We start from the raw sequence: 20,557 nt of genomic DNA, 5'->3' as shown, positions 1-20,557 counted from the left end.
GACTACTACCAGCGCTGCCTGGACCGTGGCCTGGCGACGACCCAGGCACTGAACGCCTTGGCTCGAAAGCTGGCCCGCGTCGCCTTCGCCTTGATGAAAAATCAGACCGATTACCAACCTAAGATCCCTTGTGGAGAGACATAGAATCTCCTACGAGGGCAAGACCCGGTAGGAGCCTGCTTGCAGGCGAACCAACGGCGGTTCGGAAGCGCTCAGGGGGCCCTCTGGCCCGCGAAGGATGGGGCTAGTCAGAAGTCCGGTCGCGCGTTACACGCGGGCCGTGCCCGAAAGAAAGGCGTCCACGCGGTCCAGGTCCTCGGGGGTATCCACGCCAGGCGGGTGCGCCTCGGCGCGGCGGCCGACCTGGATCCAGGCACCCATGTCCAGCGCGCGTAGCTGTTCCAGCTGCTCCAACTGCTCCAGCGGCGCGGGCGGCTCGGCACTCATGCGCCGCAGGAAGCCGGCGCGGTACGCGTAGAGCCCCAGGTGCCGGATGGCATGGTCGACCGAGGGCGGCTGCCCCGCCCGGCGCGCCTCGCGGTCCCAGGGGATCGGGGCGCGCGAGAAATACAGGGCCCGGCCGTTGCGGTCGGTCACCAGCTTCACCTGGTTGGGGTCGGCCAGATCCTCCGCACAGCGGATCGGCACGCCCAGGGTGGCCATATCCGCTTGCGGGGTCTGTTCGAGCAGGGCCGCCAGGTCATTCAGCAGCGCCCCCGGGGTGAGCGGTTCGTCGCCCTGCAGGTTGACCACGATGGACTCGTCGCCCCAGCCCTCGGCGGCGGCCACAGCCGCGATGCGGTCGGTGCCGGAAGGGAGCGCGGGATCGGTCAGGAAGGCCTCGACCCCGCACTGGCGCGCCACCGCCAGGATGCGTTCGTCATCCGCGGCGACGATCACGCGAGTGGCGGCGCTCTCCTGCGCACGGCTGATCACATGCGCAATCAGCGGGCGCCCGGCCACCGCAGCCAGCGGTTTGTCCGGCAGACGGCTGGAGGCCATGCGTGCCGGGATCACCACAACGAAGCCCGTCATGCGGATGCTCAGGCCTCGCGCCAGCGTTCCTTCTCGTCCTCGGAGAGACTGCGCGCCTCGTCCTCCAGCATCACCGGGATGTCGTCCCGGATCGGATAGGCGAGACCGGCGGAGACGGAGATCAGCTCCTGATTCTCGCGATCGTACTTGAGCGGACCCTTGGTAACCGGGCAGACCAGAATATCGAGCAGACGCTTGTCCATGCATTACCCCAGGTGTTTGAGCCGACTGACCGTCTCCAGACGCGCGAGTAGCGCCGGCTCGAAAGTGGTTGGCAACCGGGCCGCGATCGGCCAGTACCAGTGATTATCCTGCGCAAACGACCGGCATTTTACGGCATCCTTCTCCGTCATCAGAACCGGCAACTCGTCATCGAAGCGGATCTGATGCGGCAGGAAACGATGGTGATCCGGAAACGGATGCCGAATGATACCGATCTTCGCCGCTTCCAGGGTGCGGAAGAAGCGCTCCGGATCCGCGATCCCGGCGATGGCGTGGGCATCGCGCCGGGCAAAGCGGTGGGGCTTGCGCGCCTCCTCCGCCCCGTCCACCCGCTGCAACCGACTGGACGGGACCAGTTCCATCGGGATCTCGCCGGGATCCGGCTCGCCGCCGGTCACGATCACGAAATCGGCCCGTTCCCGGGCCCTCTTCGGCTCCCGCAACGGCCCCGCCGGGAGACAAAGCCCATTGCCGAAGCGGCGTCGCCCATCGACCATCAGGATAGTGATATCGCGTGGCAGGCGGTGATGCTGCATGCCGTCGTCGGCGATCACCACATCCACGCCCTGATCGGTCAGCGCCCGCGCCCCGCGCACCCGGTCGCGGTCCACCTGTACCGGGACGCCCGTGCGCCGGGCGATCAGCAACGGCTCGTCGCCCACCACCACCGGATCGGAATCGGCCGTCACCGCGATCCCGGCCACATCCCCACGCCCGCCATAGCCGCGACTGACAATGCCGGGGTGATAGCCAGCGGCGCGCAGGCGCTTGGCCAGCCACACCGTCATCGGTGTCTTCCCGCTGCCGCCCAGGGTCAGATTGCCCACCACGATCACCGCGCGCGCCGGGATGGATATATCGCGCCGCGCCTGCTCCTGGCGCTGGCGATTCCACTCGGCAAGCCCGGCGTAGGCCAACGACAACGGGAACATCGCGGCGGCGAACGGCCCGCGCTGGCTCCACTGATCCCACAACCGGGCGCTCAGCCACGCCTGAAACGACCCCATGACTACCAATCCCAGACCTGCTGCAGCACAGCATCGAAATTGGCATCCACCTGGCGCCGCTCGTCCCAGAAGCGCCGCCGCGCCGCATCCCCCTGCTGACGCCGCGCGGCCGGGTCGGCGCTCAACCGCTGCCAGGCCTCCAGTACCGCGGTGGGTTCGCCCAACACCGGGCAGGGCAACGCCGCCGCCGAGGCCTCGCCCAGGCTCACCGCCGCCCCGCCGGCCAGGCCCTGCCACAAGGCCTGGCGATCCGAGGCCGCGAGATGCACCGCATGGGCGGCACTGGCCGCAGCGGCAAACCAGCGTCGGTCATCCAGATGCAGGATAGTCCCTGGCGCCAACGTCGAACGATCCCAGGCCGAGACCGCCAGATCCGCGCCGGGCAGCCCGGCCTCGGTCGCATCCCCGCGCAGGCTCGCCAGCAGGATATCGCTCTGGCCCCGGCCAGAGGCCTGCCAGGCCGTGCGCCAGGCGGGCCACTGCTCCGACGTGCCGTGCCACCACCACAGGCGCTCCACGTTCCCCCCGACCAATGCGCGCAGGACCACGTCGGCCTGGGCCTCGACAAATCGCGCCTGCGGGTCGGCGGGCGCCAGTGCGGCTTCGAACGCGGCCTCCGGCCACGCCTGCGCCCCGGCCGGATCGACCGGCCAGTGGCGCACGACCGGAGGCACGGCCCGGGCGGGCGGACCCGTATTGACCGCGATCACCGGGACCTCGGCCGCCTGCAGGAGGTTCACCGGGGCCTGACCGCCGGCCAGCAGGATGCCGTGGGGCTGAAAACGCTCCAGCACCCGGCGCACCACCCGCGGACGGTCACAGGGGCCATAGCCCACCCCCACCTTGCGAAACGGCTGCATGTGTCGTTCAAAGAGCTCCGGGTAGTCCTGCTCGAAGGTCAGGACGATGCGTACATCCTGGCGCTTGTCGCGCACCGCGCCGAGCAGTTCGATCCCCAGGCGCACCTCCTCGGGCGTGCCGCCGGCCTTGATCCAGACCAGCCGCCCCCGCTCGTCGGGTGGCGTCAGGAAGCCCCGACGGGCCCGCGCACGGTTCCCCTCACCGCGACGATAATCGCGCCAGGTCGCGCCCCAGACCGCAAACCGCCGAGCACCGTAACCTCCTGCATCACCCCGCATCCCCCACCTCCTCGCGGAACTGGAGGCGGTGCAGGAGCGTGTAAACCCCGCCGAGGGCAATCAACTCGTCGTGCCGTCCGGTCTCGACCACACGGCCGTTATCCATCACCAGAATACGGTCGGCGCCCTCGACAGTGGACAGACGGTGGGCAATCACCAGCGTGGTACGGGTGCTCACCAGTGCGTCCAGAGCGGCTTGCACCTGACGTTCGGATTCGTTGTCCAACGCCGAGGTCGCCTCGTCCAGGATCAGTATCGGCGCATCCCGAAGCAGCGCCCGGGCGATGGCCAGACGCTGGCGCTGGCCGCCGGACAGCCGTGTGCCATTCTCGCCGACCAGGGTCTGCATCCCATCCGGCAGGCGATCGATGAACTCCAGCGCATGCGCCGCCCGGGCAGCCTCGCGGATCTCCGCCTCGCTCGCCTCGGGCCGCCCGTACGCGATATTGGCTGCGACTGTATCCGCAAAGAGGGTCACGTTCTGACCGACATAGGCGATCTGACGGCGCAGGTCGCGCAGACGGATCGTCTCGAGGTCGTGACCATCCAGCACAATGCGGCCCTCGGTCGGGTGATAGAAACGTGGCAGCAGGTTGACCAGGGTGGTCTTGCCACTGCCCGAGCGGCCGACCAGCGCGACGTTCTCGCCCGGCTTCACCTCGAAGGAGACCGCCTTCAACACGTCCGGGCCTTCCGGACCGTAGCGAAAAGCGACGTCGTCGAACACCAGGTGCCCCTCGGCACGATCCAGCGGTACGTGCCCCGTGTCACGTTCCGGCGTCTCGTCCAGCACGGCGAAGATGTTCTGCCCGGCCGCGATCCCGCGCTGCAGGGTCGCGTTGATCATCGAAAGCCTGCGAATCGGGCTCAACAACAACAGCATCGCGGTCAGGAATGACACGAAGGTGCCGGCAGTGACGGTGTCATCGCCGAAATCGGAGGTCGCCACCCAGATCACGAAAGCCAGTACTGCCGCCACCAGGAACTGGATGGTCGGGGTATAAGCGGCCTTGATACCCTCCATACGCATGTGCAGGCGGCGATTGCGCTCATTGATGTCCTCGAAGCGCTCGCGCTCGTAGGTCTCGCCACCGAAGATGCGCACCACCCGGTGGCCCTCGATTACCTCCTGCGTCACGTGCGTCACGTCGCCCATGTTGTACTGCAGGCGATGCGAAATACGCCGGAAGTGCTTGGTCACCACCCGCACCAGAATGGCCATCACCGGCGCAATAACCAGGATCGTGAGGGTCAGGCTCGGGGTCAGCCAAAACATCCATGCCAGCAGCGCGATAATCGTCAGGGTGTCCCGCACCAGCGTACTGAACCCGTCCGTGGCGGCCGTCGCCACCTGCTCCACGTTGTAGGTCACGCGTGAAATCAGCTCGCCGCTGCTCTGCTCCTGAAAGCGCTGCACAGGCATGTGCAACAGACGCTCGAACAGCTCCTCGCGCAGGCGCTTGACGACTTGCCGCCCGACGTAGCGCATCGCGTAGACCGAACCGAACTCGGCCACGCCCCGGATCAGAAACAAGCCGATCAGCACCACCGGAATCCACGGAATCAGCGGGTGTGAATCACCCTCGGCGAACGACTCGTCCATCAGCGGCTTCATCAGCGCGGCAAAGCCCGCTTCGGTCGCCGCCATGCCGAGCATCGCCACCGTCGCAATCGCCAGCAGCGGCCAGTAAACAAAGGCGTAGCCCAGCAGGCGGCGATAAACCGCCCAGCCGGAGTCGAGGTGCTGTGGGTGCGGGTCGTCAGTCGTCATCGGCAGCGTCACCCAGGGTGGCGATGGAGACCGAGGTGATACCCAGGCGGCCGACGACATCCAGCGCGCGCACCACCGACTGGTGGGTGGCATTGGCGTCCGCGCGGATCAGCACCGGGTCGTCCTCGCGGCCCTCGCGGGCCTCGGACAACACGCGCTCCAGGGTCTCCGCGCGGCGGTTGATCAGTTCCTGGCCGTTGATGAAGTAGTTGCCGTTCGCGTCCACGATGATGTCGATCCACGCGCGCTCCACGGCCTCGGCCTCGCGGTCGGCCGAGGGCAGGGTCAGCTCGATGTCCGCGTGCTGATCGAAGGTGGTGGAGACCATGAAGAAGATCAGCAGCAGGAACACCACATCGATCAACGGCGTCAGATTGACGCCGGGCTCTTCCTGCCGGCTTGGCGTACGGAAGTTCACGCCTTGGCCCCGCCCTCGACCACACCGGCCTCGCGCTCGCCATGGATCACCTCGACCAGCTTGGTGGCCTCCTGTTCCATCTCCAGCACCAGTTCGTCAATGTGGCCACGGAAGTAGCGATGAAAGGCCAGTGCCGGGATGGCCACGCCGATCCCGGTCGCGGTGGTAATCAGGGCCTGCGAGATGCCACCGGCCAGATCGCGCGGGCTGCCGACGCCGATCTCGGTGATCACGGTGAACACCTCGATCATCCCGACCACGGTGCCCAGCAGGCCCAGCAACGGGGTAATCATCGAGATCGTGCCCAGCGTGTTCATGTAGCGCTCGAGCTCGTGGGCCACGCGACGTCCGGCCTCTTCAATGCTCTCCTGGGTGATCTGGCGGGCGCGGTCATGGGTCGCCAGGCCCGCGGCCAGGATCGCGCCCAGCGGGGAACCCGCACGCAGACGCTGGATATCGTCCAGCTTGAGCCCCTGCGTGCGCATCTGCTCCCACACCGAGGTCAGCAGGCGCGGCGGCACGACCCGCGAGCGGCGCAGCGTCCACAGCCGCTCCAGCACGATGGCCACGGCCAGTACGGAACACAGCAGGATCGGCAGCATCAGCCACCCACCCGCTTGTACGATCTCCAGCATGCAATTCCCCTAAAGTATCGAAGCGCGTCAGGCGCGCCGGAACACGGCCATGGATTCCACGTGCGCAGTGTGCGGGAACATGTCCATGATCCCGGCCCGCTCCAGGCGATAGCCATGATGATGCACCAGGCGCTCGGCGTCACGGGCGAGCGTCGCCGGGTTGCAGGACACATAGACCAGGCGTTCGATCCGCTGCGGTGCCAGGGCCTCGATCACCGCGGCCGCGCCGGTACGCGGCGGGTCCAGCAGCACACGGTCGAAGTCCTCGCGCAACCAGGCGGCGCTCTTCAACGCCTCGACATCGTCCAGGTCTGCGCGCTCGTAGCGGGTATTGGCGATGCCCTGGTCACGGGCATTCGCACGCGCCCGCGCCAGCATCGCGTCGTCCACCTCGACGCCGACCACTTCGCCCTCGGTCACGGTCCGTGCCAGCGGCAGGGTAAAGTTGCCCAGCCCGCAGAACAGGTCCAGCACGCGCTGTCCCGGTTGCAGGTCCAGCGCCTCCAGGGCCTGCGGCACCATCTTGCGGTTGATCTGCGCGTGCACCTGGATGAAATCGGTCGGCATGAAGGGCACCGACACGCCGTAGTCCGGATGGCGGTAGATCAGCGGCTCGATCGGCCCGGCCAGCGGCTCCACCGTGTCCGCCCCGCCCGGCTGCAGATACACCTGGATGCCCTCGGCCTCGGCCCAGTCGGACAGGCGCTGGGTATCCGCCTGCGACAACGGATCGAGGTTGCGGAAGATCAACGCCACGCGCTCGTCGTCATCCAGCGCGACCTCGATCTGCGGCAGGCGGTCGCGCGCCTCCAGCCCATCCATCAATTCGCGCAGCGCCTGGATACGCCCACCCACTGCCGGGTGCAGCACCTCGCAGTGGGTCATCTGGGCGAGATACGGGCTGCCGCGCTCGCGAAAGCCGACCAGCACCCCGCCCTTCTTCGGCACGTGCTTGGCGCCCAGCCGCGCAGTGCGGCGATAACCCAGGGTGTCGGCGGTCAGCGGCTCGAAGCGGGCCTCCGGCGTCACGTGGCCGATGCGTTCCAGCGCGTCGAACAGGGCCTGTTCCTTGATTTCACGCTGGGTCTCGACCGAGGCGTGCTGCAGCTTGCAGCCACCGCACAGGCCGAAGAACTCGCAGGGCGGCTCGACCCGGCCCGCGGCCGGTTCCAGCACGTCGACCACCTCGGCCGTATCAAAACGGCGCTTGCGCCCGGTCTGCACCGCCATCACGCGCTCGCCCTTCAGCACGCCGTGGATGAAGCAGGCCTTGCCCTCGCGACGGATCACGCCCTGGCCGTCCAGGGTGACCTCCTCGATCCGGGCCTCGAACGGGGTCTTGTCGATGCGTGCCATCAGGTGTCGGTCCCGGCAGGCTGCCAGGCGTCGAGGAATTCACGGTGGTGCGCCGCACCACTGCCCTCCAGGTACTCGGCCAGTTGCTGTTGCCGGCTGGCCAGGGCGGCGTCGGTCAGGTTGCCGCGCATGTATTCGAAGCGCAGCCAGACCAGATAGGTATTCAGCACGTCGTGCTCGACATAGTCGTGGATCTCGGCCTGACGCCCGTCGCGCCAGGCCGGCCAGACCTTCGAGCCATCCATGCCCAGCTTGCCGGGGAAGCCGAGCAGGCTGGCCATCATGTCGAGGCTGGTGACCGCGCGGCCCTGGAAGCCCGCCAGCACGTCCATCAGGTCCACGTGGCGCCAGTGGAAGCGCGACAGGTAGTTGTTGTAGCGAAACTCGCGGTCGTCGTTGCCCTGCTCCCAGTAGCGCGGGGCCTGCACGCCGTTGACCAGCGCGCGGTAATGCAGCACCGGGAGGTCGAAGCCGCCGCCGTTCCAGCTAACGAGCTGTGGCGTGCGCTTGTCGATCACGTCAAAGAACTGCCGCAGCAGTTCGGCCTCGGAGGGCGTCTGGCCGTCCTCGCCCTCGCGGCCGAAGGCGGAGAGCTTCAGCGCATCGCCGCCCTGATAGAGCACGCCGATCGACACGATGCGATGCAGCGGATGCTTGAGGAACTCGGAGCCGGTCTGGGCACGGCGCAGCGCGAACAGCGCCTCGGCGACCTCGTGATCGGCGAGCCCCTCGAAGTCGTGCAGGCGGCGCGCGCCCTCGATATCCGGGACCGTCTCGAGATCGAAAATCAGGACCGGGGCACTCATGCGGGGAACACGCCGGTGGAGATGTAGCGGTCGCCGCGGTCACAGATGATCGCGACGAAGGTCCCACCCTCGGTCTGCGCCGCCAGCTTCAACGCCGCGGCCACCGAACCACCGGAAGAGACCCCGGCGAAGATACCTTCTTCACTCGCCAGCCGGTGCATGGTCTCCTCTGCCTCCTCCTGGGTCACATCCACGGTCTGATCCACCCGCGAGGCCTCGAAGATGGTCGGCAGATAGGCCTCCGGCCAGCGCCGAATGCCGGGGATGGATGCCCCCTCGGCCGGCTGCACGCCGACGATCTGCACCTCCGGATCGCGCTCCTTGAGATAGCGCGACACGCCCATGATGGTGCCGGTAGTCCCCATCGCGGAGACGAAGTGGGTCACCGTGCCCTCGGTGTCGCGCCAGATCTCCGGCCCGGTGCCGATGTAATGCGCATCCGGGTTGTCGGGGTTGCCGAACTGATTCAGCACCCGGCCCTTGCCCTCGGCCTCCATGCGGTCCGCCAGGTCACGCGCGCCCTCCATGCTCTCCTCGCGCGAGACCAGCACCAGCTCGGCGCCGAAGGCCTTCATCGAGGCGCGGCGCTCGGCGGACATGTTGTCCGGCATCACCAGGATCATGCGATAGCCCTTCATCGCCGCGACCATCGCCAGCGCGATGCCGGTGTTGCCGCTGGTCGCCTCGATCAGGGTGTCGCCGGGCTGGATGTCGCCGCGGCGCTCGGCCGCCTGGATCATGTTCAGCGCGGGCCGGTCCTTGACCGAACCGGCGGGGTTGTTGCCCTCGAGCTTCACCAGCACGGTGGACGGCAGGTCTGCCGCCATGCGCTGCAGGCGCACCAGCGGCGTATTGCCGACAAAGTGCTCGAGGGTCCGGAAGGATTCCGGATGCAGGCGTTTCTTCATGCGCGCAGAGTATAACGATCGGACCCGATCCATGCCCATGCACGCTCGCCCCGTCATCGCGAGCCCCCGCAGGGACCAGTGTTTTTCAGTGCACCGTCATCGCGAGGAACGAAGCGACGTGGCGGTCCCCCTCTGAAACCACCGGATTCCGACGGCGTGCGGCATTCCAGAGATTGCCACGGCCCCTCCGGGGCCTCGCAATGACGGGTAGTCGTATGGGTCATTGCGAGGAGCGCACCGACGCGGCCATCCGTCCGGAAGACCCATGGGACTCGGGGACTTGGCGAACGATCGCCACGGGCCCTGGCAATGATGGTGTGCGGAACGATCTCGGTGGCACCCCCACGGAGGCCCTCGCAACGACACCCCATTCTGCCTAAGCTAGAGCCATGCTCGTATTGCTCGAATACCTGATCGTCACTTTCCTCGCGGTGTTCGTCATCGTGAATCCACTGACGACCGCGTTCATCTTCACCGCAATGCTGCCGCGCGCCTCCGAGGAGAAGCGCCGCTCCACCGCCCTGCGCTCGGTCAAGGTCGCCACGGCCCTGCTGTTCGCCTTTGCACTGCTGGGCGGGGTGATCTTCCAGCTATTCGGGATCACGCTGGCGGCGTTCCGCATCGCCGGCGGCATCATCCTGTTCGGCATCGCGATCGGCATGATCCGGCAGAAGGCGGCCAGCGAGCGCGAGACCGCCGAGGAGGTGAAGGCCGACAAGGGGCAGGTGACCGAGGACATCTCGGTCATCCCGCTGGCCATCCCGTTCATGAGCGGGCCCGGGGCGATTGCGACGGTCATGATCCTGACCAGCGAGGCCCCCACCATCTATCACCTGGTCCTCGTGTTCCTGGCGGTGCTGGCCTGCATGGTCGCGTGCTACTACGCGATGGTCCATTCGCGCTATCTGGTGAAATTCCTCGGGGATACCGGCAAGGACATCCTGACCAAGGTGTTCGGTCTGATTCTCGCGGTCCTGGCCGTGCAGTTCGTGATCAACGGGGTCAGCGACGCCGCCGTCGGCTTCCTGCTGGATACCCAGATGCTCGACGGGACCGAGATCGAGGACCCGCGCCTGCCGCCGCGCGAAAACGATTGAGCCGGCGCGCCGGCTATCCCTTCGCCCCGGAGACCCAGGCGCGCAGGGTCGCGATATCCACCACCGAGCCTTCCAGTGCCGGACCGGCCAGGACCGTCGCGGGCTGATCCGCCTCACCGAACCCGTCCAGCACGGCCAAGGCGCCATCAAACGCCTGCTCGCGGGTGTAGTCGTTCGTCGTGACCACGACCTCCAGCCCCGCCCCGCGGGCGGAACGCACGCCGTTGTCGGAGTCCTCCAGGGCCAGGCAGGCCTCCGCCGGCAGGTTCATCGCCTCCAGTGCATGGGTAAAGATATCCGGAGCCGGCTTCTTGGCCGGCACGATGTCGCCGGCGGAGATCACCTCGAAGCGGTACGGGCCCTCGCTTCCGAGCGTGGCCTCCAGCAGGGCCGTGACGTTCTCGGGTGTGGTGGTCGTGGCGATCGCCAGGCGCAGACCCTCGGCCTCCGCCTCGTCCAGCAGCCGCCGCACCCCCGGCCGCAGCGGGATCGCGCCGGTCTCCAGCAGGGCCACGTAGTGGCGGGTCTTGGCCGCATGCAGCTCGCGGATGCGTGCATCGATCCCCGGCTCGTTCAGGACCGCGGGATGGTCCTCGGACAGGTACTGGCGGATGCGTTCCTTGCCGCCGGTCACGCGCAGCAACTCGCCGTAGCGCGCGATGCTCCAGTCCCAGTCCAGGCCCGCGTCCGCGAACGCCTTGTTGAAGGCGACGCGATGACCGTCGCGTTCAGTGTCCGCCAATGTGCCGTCCACGTCGAAAATCAGCGCCTGCAATTCCGTCATCCCGTTATTTCCGCCTTTTCCCGTATCTCGCTGAAAAACCGGCCGTGAGCCCGCACATTCCCGGCATCCGACCGAGACCAGGCACCAACAGTCATGGCACGGGACTTGCCCGGCCCGCCCGACTCTGGTACTAAGTGCGCCTCATTTTTCCAGCCGGAGAAAGCCCGCATGGCTGCTGACGAAAAGACCGACAAGCCCTCCACCCAGCACATGGTCGCCGGGGGCATTGCGCCCTACGAGCCGAAGCCGGACGAAGATTACATGAATCCGGATCAGCTCGAGCATTTCCGCAGCCTGCTGCGGGCATGGCGCCAGGAGCTGGCCGAGGAAGTCGATCGCACCGTGGGGCACATGCGCCAGGACGCGTCCAACTTTGCCGATCCGGCCGACCGCGCCACCCAGGAAGAGGAGTTCGGCCTGGAACTGCGCTCCCGCGACCGCGAACGCAAGCTGTCGAAGAAGATCAACGAGGCGCTGCGCAAGATCGACACCCACGATTACGGCTACTGCGAGACCTGCGGCGTGGAGATCGGCATTCGCCGCCTGGAGGCCCGCCCGACGGCCACCATGTGCATCGACTGCAAGCAGCTCGACGAGATCAAGGAAAAGCAGCGCGCCTGATCCCGGCCGGGCCGTGACGGTCACGCCCGAACGGATTACCCGGGCCGACCGCTATGTCGGCCGGTTTGCCCCTACCCCTTCCGGCCCGCTGCACGCGGGCTCCCTGCTGGCCGCCGTCATCTCCTGGCTCGATGCCCGGAGTACCGACGGCCGCTGGCATCTGCGAATCGACGATATCGACGCCCCCCGGGTTCACCCGGGGGCGGCCGATGCCATTTTCCATGCCCTCGAGGCCTTCGCCCTGGTCTGGGATGGCCCCGTCACCTGGCAAAGCCAACGCGGTCCCGCCTATCAGCGCGCCGTGGACACCCTGTTGGCGTCGAACCTGGCTTTCCCCTGCGGCTGTACCCGCAAGGACCTGGCCGCGCGCGGCCGGCCGGGCTGGGAAGGGCCGGTCTATCCAGGGACCTGTCGCCACGGCCTACCGTCCGAACGCGAGCCCCGGGCCGTGCGTGCCCGGGCGACCACCCGCTACTGGACGATCGCGGATCGCTTTCTGGGTACGGTCGCCTTCGATCTGGAGGCACTCGGAAGCGACTTCGTGATCCGCCGGGCGGATGGCATCGTCGCCTACCAGCTCGCCACCGTGGTGGACGACCTGGACCTGGGCGTAACCCGCGTGGTGCGCGGGATCGACCTGCTCGGCTCCACCCCGCGCCAGATGCAGCTCTACGAGGCGCTGGGCGCCACCCCACCGGCCTATGCCCACCACCCGGTCCTTGTCGCGCCCGGCGGCGACAAGCTGGCCAAGGCCACCGGAGCCGAGGGCATCCACGCGGATACCGCCCGGCGGCAGCTGGCCGACACCCTGACGGTGATCGGCCTGGCCCCGGGCGACGCCCAGGCACCCGACGCACCGGAGGCCCAGCTGGCCGAAGCCCTGGAGCGCCTGCAGGGACACACCCTCGGCGACCACCTGCCATTGCCGGCGGCACTGCCCGGGGCCGTGCGCGCGGTGTAGACTCGCCGCATGCTCTCCACCCGCGCGCCAACCCGGACGGCCCCGCAGGATCGCTCGCCCGCGCACCGCAAGGTGCTTGCGAGCGGCTAACGATGGACGCCCCTCGCGCCATCCTGATCGCCCTGCTGGGCGCATTGCTGTTTCTGAGCCCGCTGGTCCTCTGGGTTGCCTACCTGAGTCCTGCCTGGTGGTGGCCCTTCACGGCCTGGGCGCTGTTCGTCGTGGCCATCGCGGCACTGAGCCGGAGCGGGCGACGTGACCCTTAGCCTGGGTCTGATCTACGCGGTCGGGGTGGCCTACCTCGCCCTGCTATTTGGCATTGCGTTCCTGGCCGACCGCGTCCCACGAGTGGGCCGGCTGGCAGCCAATGGCTGGGTGTTCAGCCTGTCGCTGGGGGTGTACGCAACGTCCTGGACCTTCTACGGCAACCTTGGTTTCCTCGCCGACCAGGGGTACCTGTACCTGACCATCTACCTCGGCGTGACCCTGGCCTTCGCCGCCACCCCCTGGCTGCTGCGTCCCCTCCTGCGCCTGACCCGCGAACAGCAACTGACCTCGCTGGCCGACCTGTTCGCCTTTCGCTACCGCAGCCGCTTCACCGGGCCCGTGGTCGCCCTGTTCATGCTCGCTGGGGTACTCCCGTACATCGCGCTACAGATCAAGGCCGTGGCCGAGTCCGCCGCCGTGCTGACCGCGGAGACCCCGCCGCATCTGCTCGCCCTGACCTTCAGCGGCACCATCGCGCTGTTCGCGATCCTGTTCGGCGCCCGCCACATCGCCCCGCGCGAAAAGCACGCCGGTCTGGTGCTGGCCATCGCCTTCGAGTCCATCGTCAAGCTGCTCGCCATCCTCGTGATTGCCGCCGTGGCGCTGTACGCCGTGTTCGGCGGCCTCGGCGGGCTGAACGACTGGCTGGCCGCCCATCCCGAAGCGGTCGATGCGCTGTACGAGCCGGTGCGCCAGGGCGGCTGGTTCGCGATGATGATCCTGGCCTTCGCGGCCGCCTTCCTGCTGCCACGCCAGTTTCACATGCTGTTCACCGAGAACATCAACCCGCAGGCACTGAACACCGCGGCCTGGGCGTTCCCCGCATTCCTGCTGCTGCTGAACCTGCCGATGCCGGTGCTCTACTGGGCCGGGGAGGCGGCCGGGCTGGGCATCTCGCCCAACTATTACGCCATCGGCATCGCCGGGCTGCTGGAGTCGCCCAGCCTCGCCCTGCTGGTCTTCATCGGTGGGTTGTCCGCCGCCAGTGCGATGATGATCGTGACCACCCTGGCGCTCGCCCATATGGGCACCAACTACCTCTCGCCACTGACCCGACTGCACGAAGAGGAGCGCAGCGCCAACCTCTACACCCGCCTGCTTTGGGGGCGGCGCATCTGGATCGTGTTCATCATCGGGCTCGGCTATGCCTTCTACGGCCTGCTGCAGGTCGTCGAGGGCCTCGCGCAGCTGGGTCTGATCTCGTTTGCCGCGGTGGCGCAACTTCTGCCGGGCCTGATCGGCCTGATGCTGTGGAAACAGGCGACCCGGGTCGGATTTCTCTTGGGCCTGGGGGCCGGGATTGCCGGCTGGGCGTTCACCCTCGTCATGCCTTTGCTGTCGGATGCCGGGATCGCGACGGCCCTGCCCGACCCACAACGCCTCTTGCGCGCGGAGATGCTGGACCCGTGGACCTTCGCGCTAATGCTAAGCCTGGGCGTCAACGCGGTCCTGTTCGTCGTCGGCTCGCTGCTGACCCGGCCGAACCCCGAGGAGGCCGAGGCCGGCCGGGCCTGCTGCCCCAACGAATCCACCGCCACCGGAGCGGGCCTGCCACTGGCGGGCGACGTCACCGAGATGGAGACTGCACTTGCGGCCACCCTGGGCCCGGGCACGGCGCGCCACGAGGTCCAGCGCGCCCTGGATGATCTCGGCCTGCCCCGCCATACGCGTTCACGCGGCGATCTGCGCCACCTCCGCGAACGGATCGAGCGCAATCTCTCCGGCCTGCTGGGGCCGGTACTGGCGCGCATGATCGTCGACCAGCACCTGCGCCTGGATGCCGCCGGGCGCCACACCCTGAGCGAAAGCCTGCGGCGGATCGAGGAACAGCTGGAGACCCGCCCCTTGCCGCTGTCCGGCCTGGCGGCCGAGCTGGACGCCCTGCGCCGCTTTCATCGCCAGATCCTGCACGAGCTCCCGCTGGGGGTAGCCAGCCTCACCAATACCGGCGAGATCACCGGCTGGAACCAGGCCCTGGCGCAGCTCACGCAGGTCGCCACGGAAGACGCCGTGGGCCAGAACATCGGTCAGCTCGACAGCCCCTGGAGCGGCCTGCTGACCGCCTTCCTGGAGAGCCCGGACCGCCAGTGGTACAAGCTGAACGTGGATCTGCCCAACGGCAACCGCCGCCTGAACCTGCACCGCTCCGAACTGCAGGATGCCCAGGGTCAGGTGGAAGGCCGCGTGGTCCTGATCGAGGACGTGACCGAACGCGCCCAGCTCGAGTCCGAGATCGCCCACGGCGATCGCCTGGCCTCCATCGGCCGCTTTGCCGCCGGGGTCGCGCACGAGATCGGCAATCCACTGACCGGTATCGCCTCGCTGGCGCAGACCCTGCCCCTCGAGGACGATCCGCAGGAGATCCACGGCATCGCCGACGACATCCTCGCCCAGACACGGCGCATCAACGCCATCGTCCAGTCGCTGATCACCTTCGCCCACGCCGACGAAGGCCCATCGGCCGGACATTTCGAGACCATCGCGCTGGACGAGCTCGTGGCCGAGGCCATCCGCCTGATGCGCCTGGCCGGGCGCAACGACCTGCAATTCACGACTTCGGGCCTCGCGGGGCTGCACGTCCGCGGCTCGCATGCCACGCTGTTGCAGGTGTTCATCAACCTGCTGACCAACGCCGAGCAGGCCTCGCCCGAAGACGCCACCGTCGCCATCGCGGCCCGACTCCACGGACGGCATGTTCAGGTCACCATCGACGACGCCGGCCCTGGAATCGACGCATCCAGCCTGGAACGGCTGTTCGAGCCGTTCTTCACCACCAAGCCGGCCGGCCAGGGCACCGGCCTGGGGCTGCCAGTGGCCTACAGCATCGTGCGCGACCACGGTGGTACCCTGATGGCCGCCAACCGCCCCGAGGGCGGTGCTCGATTCCTGCTGACTCTGCCACGCGACGACTCATGACCCGCATCCTGCTCGTTGACGACGAAGCCCCGATCCGCCGCGCCGTGCGGCGGTTCCTGGAACATCACGGCTTCGAGGTCGGCGTGGCCGAAAACCTGGCCGAGGCGCGGGCGCTGGCAGCCGCCGATCCCTACGATCTGCAACTGGTGGATCTGCGCCTGCCGGATGGCGAAGGGATCGAGCTGCTGCCGGAATTCGCCCACACGCCCACGGTCATCATGACCAGCTATGCGTCGGTGCCCTCCGCGGTCAACGCGATGAAGGAAGGCGCCGCCGACTACATCGCCAAGCCTTTCGACCACGACGCTCTGCTGCTGACCCTGCGCGCCGCCCTGCGCGAGCGCGACCGCCCCAACACCGACGAACCCGACGACGAGGGAACCGATTCCGCTCCGCGCCCCGGACTGGGCCTCATCGGCGAGAGCCAGGCCATGCAGCAATTGCGTGATCAGATCCGGCGTGTGGCCATGACCCACTCCACGGTATTGCTGCGCGGCGAGTCCGGTACCGGCAAGGAGCTGGCCGCGCGCGCCCTGCACGAACTGAGCCCGCGCGCCAGCGGCCCGTTCGTCGCGGTCAACTGCGCCACCATCCCCGAGGGTCTGGTCGAGGCCGAGCTGTTCGGTCACGCCCAGGGTGCCTACACCGGTGCGGTCAAGGCGCGCACCGGCCTGATCCAGAGCGCCCACGGCGGCACGCTGTTCCTGGACGAGATCGGCGAACTGGCGCCTGCGGCCCAGGCCCGCCTGCTACGGGTCCTGCAGGATGGCGAGCTCCGCCCGGTCGGGTCCAACGAGAACCTGAAGGTGGATGTGCGCCTGCTGGCGGCCACCCACCGCGACCTCGAGGCCATGATCGCGGAACAGGCCTTTCGTGCCGACCTCTACTACCGCCTGCGGGTCCTGGAATTGTCCATCCCGCCCCTGCGCGAACGGCGCGAGGACATCATCCCCCTGGCACGGCATTTCCTCGATGCACTGGCCGGTTCGGGGCCAATGCCACAACTGTCACACGCGGCACGGCAAGCCCTGGAGTCGCAAGATTGGCCCGGCAACGTGCGCGAGCTGGCGAACGCCCTGGAACGCGGGTGGGTACTGAGCCCGGATGGCTGCATCGAAGCGGACCACATGGGACTCTCGACGGGCACTCCGGCCCGGGACGACGAGATCCCCAACCCCGCGTTTCCGACCCGCAAGGGCAAGGGCTCGAGCCTGAACGAGTATTTCCGGCACTTCGTGCAGGAAAACCAGGGCAGCATGACCGAGACCGAGCTGGCCCGGGCCCTCGGCATCAGCCGCAAGACCCTGTGGGAACGCCGTCAGCGTGAGAATCTCCCCCGCCCGCGCGGCTGAATCGGTGGCCGCATCCCCCGCAGCCCGGCGGGTCTTTCTGGCCCTGTGGCCCGACGACCCCACACGCGCCACACTAGCCCGCCTCGGCCAGGAACTCGACGGCCCCGGCCGACCGGTCCCGCGCGATCACCTGCACCTGACGCTGGCCTTCGCCGGAACGATCCCGGTCGGACAGGCCGACTGTCTGGCCGGGCGCATCACGGAACTCGCCTGCGCGCCGATCGACCTGACCCTGGATCATCTGGGCCACTTCACCGGGCCGCGCATCACCTGGGCCGGTCCTGCCGAGCCGCCCGCCGCACTGGCCGACCTCGCCGAGCAGGCACATGCCCTGTGCAACGACTGCGGTATCGACCTCGGTCCGCCGCGCCCCTTCCGACCCCACGTGTCCCTGCGACGCCACGCCGCGCCGCCCGACACCGAACGCATCGAACCGCCCCTGCGCTGGCAGGCGGACACGATTGCGCTGATCGAGTCGGGAAAAGACGGCCATCCCGGGCCCTACCGCATCCTCGCCCGGACCTGACCAGCCCACCCGCGCGGCAGGCCAGTGGCGGCCGCGAGAGTCGGATCAATCGAGGGGCGGAAGGTTATCCGTTGCCGAAGGGTCGGCTGGCTGGGCGGGGTCTGCCGGATCGGCTGGCTGGGTTCCGGTACCCGGTCGCGTCGGTGTTCCCTCGCCCAGCGGCGGTGCATCCTCGCCCCGGGGCTGGCGCTGCTGTCCCAGCGGGGGCGCATCCTGGGGCTGCCCCTGCCCTTGAGGTTGACCCTGTCCCCGAGGCGGCTGGCCCTGCCCCTGGGGCGGAGTCGGCGCTCCGCTTTGCCCCGGTGCCGGCTGGCCACCGCGCTCCATCTGCCCGGGAGCTTGTTGCCCCTGCCTGCGCTGGCCGGGCTGCTCCGGCGGCTGCCCCTGAGGCATGCCCTGCCCACGCTCCTGACCCTGGCCGCGCGGCATGCCGCCCTGGCCCGGGACCTGCTGACCACCGGCCGGCGGGGCACCCTGTTCGGCGGGCGGCATACCCTGGCCCATTCCGCCCTGTGGGTCCCCATGTTGCGGGGCCTGCGCGTATGCCGAACCGGCGGCAAACAGTGAACCTAGCGCGATGGCCAGGGCCGTGCTGCGAAATCTCGTCATTGGGAGCCTCCTGCGGGCTGTAACGGCGTTTATTCAGGCCCCCTTGATAGCAGCCAGACCCCGCGCGCCCCAAGGGTGACAGTCGAGTTCCCGGAAATTCCGCGAAACACTTCACTCCATGGAAACTCGATTCCCCGGACCCGGTGCGTCCCTAATTCTTCAACGCCACCGGGACGGTGAACATCAACAAACCATAGTCCGCCTCGTACTGTTCCTTGAACCGGGCTGCGATGCGATCGCACAACTCGGCCGAAGCCACCACCTCGACCTTGATATTGCCACCCTGGCGCCAGTTGCCCCGGCGCTTGCCATGCCGGCCCCAGCCGCGCGCGTCAGTCACCGTGTAGCCGGCCGCACCCATGCCGCGCACCTCGTCGATCAGCATCTCCTCCAGGATCGCCTCGGCCACCACCGTCAGCAGATGCATGTCATCGGATTCCATCGCGCTAGCCTCCCAGCGAATAAAGGGTCTGGGCCATCCAGAAATAGAGCGGCACACCCAGGAAGATATTGAACGGGAACGTGACCCCAAGCGAGGCGCCAATCGAAAGCGCCGGATTGGCCTGGGGCACCGCGATACGCATGGCCGCCGGTGCGGCGATGTAGGAGGCACTCGCATAGAGGGTCGCCAGCAACAGCGTACCGCCCATCGACATGCCCAGCGCATACCCCAGCAGCGTACCCAGCACGGCCGAGACGATCGGCATCATGATCGCGAAGGTCACCAGGAAGAAGCCGTACTGGCGCACGTCGGCGATGCGACTGGAGGCGACCAGCCCCATCTCCAGCAGGAACAGCGCAAGCACGCCCTTGAACAGGTCGAAGAACATCGGCTCCAGCGGCTCGATGTGCACGGGACCCGCGATGAAACCGATCACCAGGCCGCCGGCCAGCAGGAAGATACTCTTGCCGAAAAACACTTCGTGCATGGTCTTGCCCCAGCGCGTCGGGCCCTTGCTGCCCATGCGCGCCAGCAGGATGCCGATGATCAGGGCCGGCATCTCCAGCAGCACCAGGAAGACCACCATGTGACCTTCGTAATCGATCCCGCGCGAAGCCAGCAGGGCCACGGCGACCGAGAAGGTCACCACCGAGACCGAGCCATAGTGCGCCGCGATCGAGGCCGAGTCCGCCCGCGGCATGCGCCCCACCCAGCGCAGAACCGGGAACGCGATCAGCGGGATCAACGAACCTACCGCCAGCACCGCCAACCCCGGCAGCAGCAAGGGCAACAGCTCGCTCTCGGCCAGCTTGACCCCGCCCATCAGGCCAATCGCCAGCAACAGATAGATCGAAAGCGCCTCGTAGATCGCCATCGGGATCTTCAGATCCGACTTGGCGAGGCCCGCAATGGCGCCCAGCAGGAAGAACAGTACAACCGGATCGAATGCCATCTCGCCTCCGTGTGCTGAAGCCGCATTGCGCTGCAACTCGCACCCTAATCGTAGGCGAGACCCGCCCGGCAGAAAACCATTGCGTGGCAACAAGCCCCGTCATCTAATCTAGGCTTGAAGAGAAGTCTTCCCGGCACGAGGACAGCTGCATGACGCGCATCCTTATCCTGCAGGGCCACCCCGACCCGGCCGAAGGCCACCTCGACCACGCGCTGGCCGATGCCTACCGCGAAGGGGCCGAGAAGGCCGGCGTCGCGGTGGACACCCTGACGATTGCCCACCGCGACTTTCCACTGCTGAAGAACCAGGCCGAGTTTGTCGACGAGACCGTTCCGCCCGCGATCCTCGAGGCGCAGGAACTGATCGAGGTCGCCCACCACATCGTCCTGATCTATCCCCTCTGGCTGGGCGATATGCCGGCCCTGGTCAAGGGCTTCCTGGAACAGACCCTGCGCCCGGCATTCGTCGGCGATGGCGACATGAACCGCCTGCGCCACACGCGCCTCAAGGGCCGCTCGGTCCGCATCGTGGTCACCATGGGCATGCCGGCGCTGGCCTACCGCTGGTTCTATGGGGCCCACAGCCTGAAGAGCCTGGAACGCAACATCTTCCGCTTCTGCGGCTTCGGCCCGATCCGCCACACCCTGATCGGGCAGAACGGCGGTGATGCCGCCGCCCGCGAACGCTGGCTGAAGAAGATGCGCGAGCTCGGACACGCGGCACGGTAACCCTG

22 protein-coding genes and 1 pseudogene are annotated in these 20,557 nt (G+C 67.9%); 10 read left to right on the top strand and 13 right to left on the bottom strand.

The genetic code is table 11. From position 1 onward, the window contains the following. Positions 1-144, top strand: a pseudogene (locus F618_RS16360) (IS110 family transposase); the annotation flags it as partial. Between the two features lie 123 nt (positions 145-267). Here the strand turns inward: F618_RS16360 and kdsB are convergent. From kdsB to cysM, 10 genes are read right to left on the bottom strand one after another with little or no spacing between them, the layout of a single operon-like run. Further along, positions 268-1,035 (bottom strand): 3-deoxy-manno-octulosonate cytidylyltransferase, encoded by a 768-nt coding sequence (kdsB, locus tag F618_RS0110450; RefSeq protein ID WP_018650351.1) that lies wholly within the window; start codon positions 1,033-1,035, stop codon positions 268-270. Between the two features lie 8 nt (positions 1,036-1,043). Next, entirely contained in the window at positions 1,044-1,238 is a 195-nt protein-coding gene (locus F618_RS0110445) for a Trm112 family protein (protein WP_018169424.1), read from the bottom strand. A gap of 3 nt (positions 1,239-1,241) precedes the next feature. Further along, entirely contained in the window at positions 1,242-2,264 is a 1,023-nt protein-coding gene (lpxK, locus tag F618_RS0110440; RefSeq protein ID WP_026331213.1) for a tetraacyldisaccharide 4'-kinase, read from the bottom strand. A gap of 2 nt (positions 2,265-2,266) precedes the next feature. Then, positions 2,267-3,403 carry a glycosyltransferase N-terminal domain-containing protein gene (locus F618_RS0110435; protein WP_019568514.1) on the bottom strand — a complete coding sequence of 379 codons (1,137 nt, stop codon included), beginning with the start codon at positions 3,401-3,403 and terminating at the stop codon, positions 2,267-2,269. Further along, positions 3,393-5,174 carry a lipid A export permease/ATP-binding protein MsbA gene (msbA, locus tag F618_RS0110430; protein WP_019568513.1) on the bottom strand — a complete coding sequence of 594 codons (1,782 nt, stop codon included), beginning with the start codon at positions 5,172-5,174 and terminating at the stop codon, positions 3,393-3,395. The genes F618_RS0110435 and msbA overlap by 11 nt, the downstream gene beginning before the upstream one ends. Then, the gene (locus F618_RS0110425) at positions 5,164-5,592 is read right to left on the bottom strand and encodes a biopolymer transporter ExbD (protein WP_018650355.1); all 429 of its coding nucleotides are present in this window, start codon (positions 5,590-5,592) and stop codon (positions 5,164-5,166) included. Before F618_RS0110425 ends, msbA begins: the two co-directional genes overlap by 11 nt. Continuing rightward, positions 5,589-6,227, bottom strand: a complete 639-nt coding sequence (locus F618_RS0110420) for a MotA/TolQ/ExbB proton channel family protein (protein WP_018938477.1) — start codon at positions 6,225-6,227, stop codon at positions 5,589-5,591. The genes F618_RS0110425 and F618_RS0110420 overlap by 4 nt, the downstream gene beginning before the upstream one ends. A gap of 27 nt (positions 6,228-6,254) precedes the next feature. Continuing rightward, complete coding sequence (rlmD, locus tag F618_RS0110415; protein WP_019568512.1) at positions 6,255-7,583, bottom strand: 23S rRNA (uracil(1939)-C(5))-methyltransferase RlmD; 1,329 nt, start codon at positions 7,581-7,583, stop codon at positions 6,255-6,257. Next, positions 7,583-8,389, bottom strand: coding sequence for a 3'-5' exonuclease (locus F618_RS0110410; RefSeq protein ID WP_019568511.1), 807 nt, complete (start codon positions 8,387-8,389; stop codon positions 7,583-7,585). Before F618_RS0110410 ends, rlmD begins: the two co-directional genes overlap by 1 nt. After that, positions 8,386-9,297, bottom strand: a complete 912-nt coding sequence (gene cysM / locus F618_RS0110405; RefSeq protein ID WP_019568510.1) for a cysteine synthase CysM — start codon at positions 9,295-9,297, stop codon at positions 8,386-8,388. The genes F618_RS0110410 and cysM overlap by 4 nt, the downstream gene beginning before the upstream one ends. 389 nt (positions 9,298-9,686) lie before the next feature. Here cysM and F618_RS0110400 point away from each other — a divergent pair, with 389 nt between their 5' ends. Then, a complete protein-coding gene (locus tag F618_RS0110400; RefSeq protein ID WP_018169417.1) occupies positions 9,687-10,394 on the top strand; it encodes a MarC family protein in 708 nt (235 codons plus the stop codon). A 13-nt stretch (positions 10,395-10,407) separates the two neighbouring features. On the opposite strand, the gene F618_RS0110395 is transcribed toward F618_RS0110400, so the two are convergent. Beyond that, entirely contained in the window at positions 10,408-11,178 is a 771-nt protein-coding gene (locus tag F618_RS0110395; protein ID WP_018650359.1) for an HAD family hydrolase, read from the bottom strand. Positions 11,179-11,346: 168 nt separating this feature from the next. Here F618_RS0110395 and dksA point away from each other — a divergent pair, with 168 nt between their 5' ends. The 7 genes from dksA (at position 11,347) to F618_RS0110360 (ending at position 18,388) form a co-directional block, all read left to right on the top strand. Beyond that, a complete protein-coding gene (gene dksA / locus F618_RS0110390) occupies positions 11,347-11,799 on the top strand; it encodes an RNA polymerase-binding protein DksA (protein WP_018146088.1) in 453 nt (150 codons plus the stop codon). Between the two features lie 13 nt (positions 11,800-11,812). Beyond that, on the top strand, positions 11,813-12,760 hold the full coding sequence (gluQRS, locus tag F618_RS0110385; protein WP_019568509.1) for a tRNA glutamyl-Q(34) synthetase GluQRS: 948 nt from the start codon (positions 11,813-11,815) through the stop codon (positions 12,758-12,760). Between the two features lie 92 nt (positions 12,761-12,852). Beyond that, a complete protein-coding gene (locus tag F618_RS16185) occupies positions 12,853-13,026 on the top strand; it encodes a hypothetical protein (RefSeq protein WP_018146090.1) in 174 nt (57 codons plus the stop codon). Next, a complete protein-coding gene (locus F618_RS0110375; protein ID WP_019568508.1) occupies positions 13,016-15,943 on the top strand; it encodes an ATP-binding protein in 2,928 nt (975 codons plus the stop codon). The genes F618_RS16185 and F618_RS0110375 overlap by 11 nt, the downstream gene beginning before the upstream one ends. Continuing rightward, complete coding sequence (locus F618_RS0110370; protein ID WP_019568507.1) at positions 15,940-17,295, top strand: sigma-54 dependent transcriptional regulator; 1,356 nt, start codon at positions 15,940-15,942, stop codon at positions 17,293-17,295. Before F618_RS0110375 ends, F618_RS0110370 begins: the two co-directional genes overlap by 4 nt. A gap of 4 nt (positions 17,296-17,299) precedes the next feature. Then, positions 17,300-17,821, top strand: a complete 522-nt coding sequence (gene thpR / locus F618_RS0110365; protein ID WP_019568506.1) for an RNA 2',3'-cyclic phosphodiesterase — start codon at positions 17,300-17,302, stop codon at positions 17,819-17,821. A 342-nt stretch (positions 17,822-18,163) separates the two neighbouring features. Further along, the gene (locus F618_RS0110360; RefSeq protein WP_018146094.1) at positions 18,164-18,388 is read left to right on the top strand and encodes a hypothetical protein; all 225 of its coding nucleotides are present in this window, start codon (positions 18,164-18,166) and stop codon (positions 18,386-18,388) included. 193 nt (positions 18,389-18,581) lie between these two features. Here F618_RS0110360 and F618_RS0110355 read toward each other — a convergent pair whose 3' ends face one another. Together F618_RS0110355 and F618_RS0110350 are read right to left on the bottom strand one after the other, a co-directional pair. After that, a complete protein-coding gene (locus F618_RS0110355) occupies positions 18,582-18,872 on the bottom strand; it encodes a hypothetical protein (protein ID WP_018169410.1) in 291 nt (96 codons plus the stop codon). Between the two features lie 4 nt (positions 18,873-18,876). Next, positions 18,877-19,824, bottom strand: a complete 948-nt coding sequence (locus tag F618_RS0110350) for a sodium-dependent bicarbonate transport family permease (RefSeq protein ID WP_018176376.1) — start codon at positions 19,822-19,824, stop codon at positions 18,877-18,879. A gap of 149 nt (positions 19,825-19,973) precedes the next feature. Between F618_RS0110350 and F618_RS0110345 the strand changes: the two genes are divergently transcribed. Next, positions 19,974-20,552: an NAD(P)H-dependent oxidoreductase gene (locus tag F618_RS0110345; protein ID WP_018146097.1), complete on the top strand. Its 579-nt coding sequence runs from the start codon at positions 19,974-19,976 to the stop codon at positions 20,550-20,552. Positions 20,553-20,557: the final 5 nt, after the last annotated feature.

It is taken from the genome of Thioalkalivibrio sp. ALMg13-2 (assembly GCF_000381185.1).
GTDB lineage: Bacteria > Pseudomonadota > Gammaproteobacteria > Ectothiorhodospirales > Ectothiorhodospiraceae > Thioalkalivibrio > Thioalkalivibrio versutus.
Note: the sequence above shows the minus strand (reverse complement) of the source record. Positions and strands in the feature narration are given on the sequence as shown.

Bases quoted from the DNA above. Each gene is read 5' to 3' on its own strand.
- F618_RS0110420 (WP_018938477.1), bottom strand. From the start codon at position 6,227: ATGCTGGAGATCGTACAAGCGGGTGGGTGGCTGATGCTGCCGATCCTG.
- F618_RS0110395 (WP_018650359.1), bottom strand. From the start codon at position 11,178: ATGACGGAATTGCAGGCGCTGATTTTCGACGTGGACGGCACATTGGCG.
- F618_RS0110410 (WP_019568511.1), bottom strand. From the start codon at position 8,389: ATGAGTGCCCCGGTCCTGATTTTCGATCTCGAGACGGTCCCGGATATC.
- F618_RS0110400 (WP_018169417.1), top strand. From the start codon at position 9,687: ATGCTCGTATTGCTCGAATACCTGATCGTCACTTTCCTCGCGGTGTTC.
- lpxK (WP_026331213.1), bottom strand. From the start codon at position 2,264: ATGGGGTCGTTTCAGGCGTGGCTGAGCGCCCGGTTGTGGGATCAGTGG.
- F618_RS0110350 (WP_018176376.1), bottom strand. From the start codon at position 19,824: ATGGCATTCGATCCGGTTGTACTGTTCTTCCTGCTGGGCGCCATTGCG.
- msbA (WP_019568513.1), bottom strand. From the start codon at position 5,174: ATGACGACTGACGACCCGCACCCACAGCACCTCGACTCCGGCTGGGCG.
- F618_RS0110355 (WP_018169410.1), bottom strand. From the start codon at position 18,872: ATGGAATCCGATGACATGCATCTGCTGACGGTGGTGGCCGAGGCGATC.
- F618_RS16185 (WP_018146090.1), top strand. From the start codon at position 12,853: ATGGACGCCCCTCGCGCCATCCTGATCGCCCTGCTGGGCGCATTGCTG.
- F618_RS0110370 (WP_019568507.1), top strand. From the start codon at position 15,940: ATGACCCGCATCCTGCTCGTTGACGACGAAGCCCCGATCCGCCGCGCC.
- kdsB (WP_018650351.1), bottom strand. From the start codon at position 1,035: ATGACGGGCTTCGTTGTGGTGATCCCGGCACGCATGGCCTCCAGCCGT.
- F618_RS0110445 (WP_018169424.1), bottom strand. From the start codon at position 1,238: ATGGACAAGCGTCTGCTCGATATTCTGGTCTGCCCGGTTACCAAGGGT.
- F618_RS0110345 (WP_018146097.1), top strand. From the start codon at position 19,974: ATGACGCGCATCCTTATCCTGCAGGGCCACCCCGACCCGGCCGAAGGC.
- dksA (WP_018146088.1), top strand. From the start codon at position 11,347: ATGGCTGCTGACGAAAAGACCGACAAGCCCTCCACCCAGCACATGGTC.
- cysM (WP_019568510.1), bottom strand. From the start codon at position 9,297: ATGAAGAAACGCCTGCATCCGGAATCCTTCCGGACCCTCGAGCACTTT.
- F618_RS0110435 (WP_019568514.1), bottom strand. From the start codon at position 3,403: ATGCGGGGTGATGCAGGAGGTTACGGTGCTCGGCGGTTTGCGGTCTGG.
- rlmD (WP_019568512.1), bottom strand. From the start codon at position 7,583: ATGGCACGCATCGACAAGACCCCGTTCGAGGCCCGGATCGAGGAGGTC.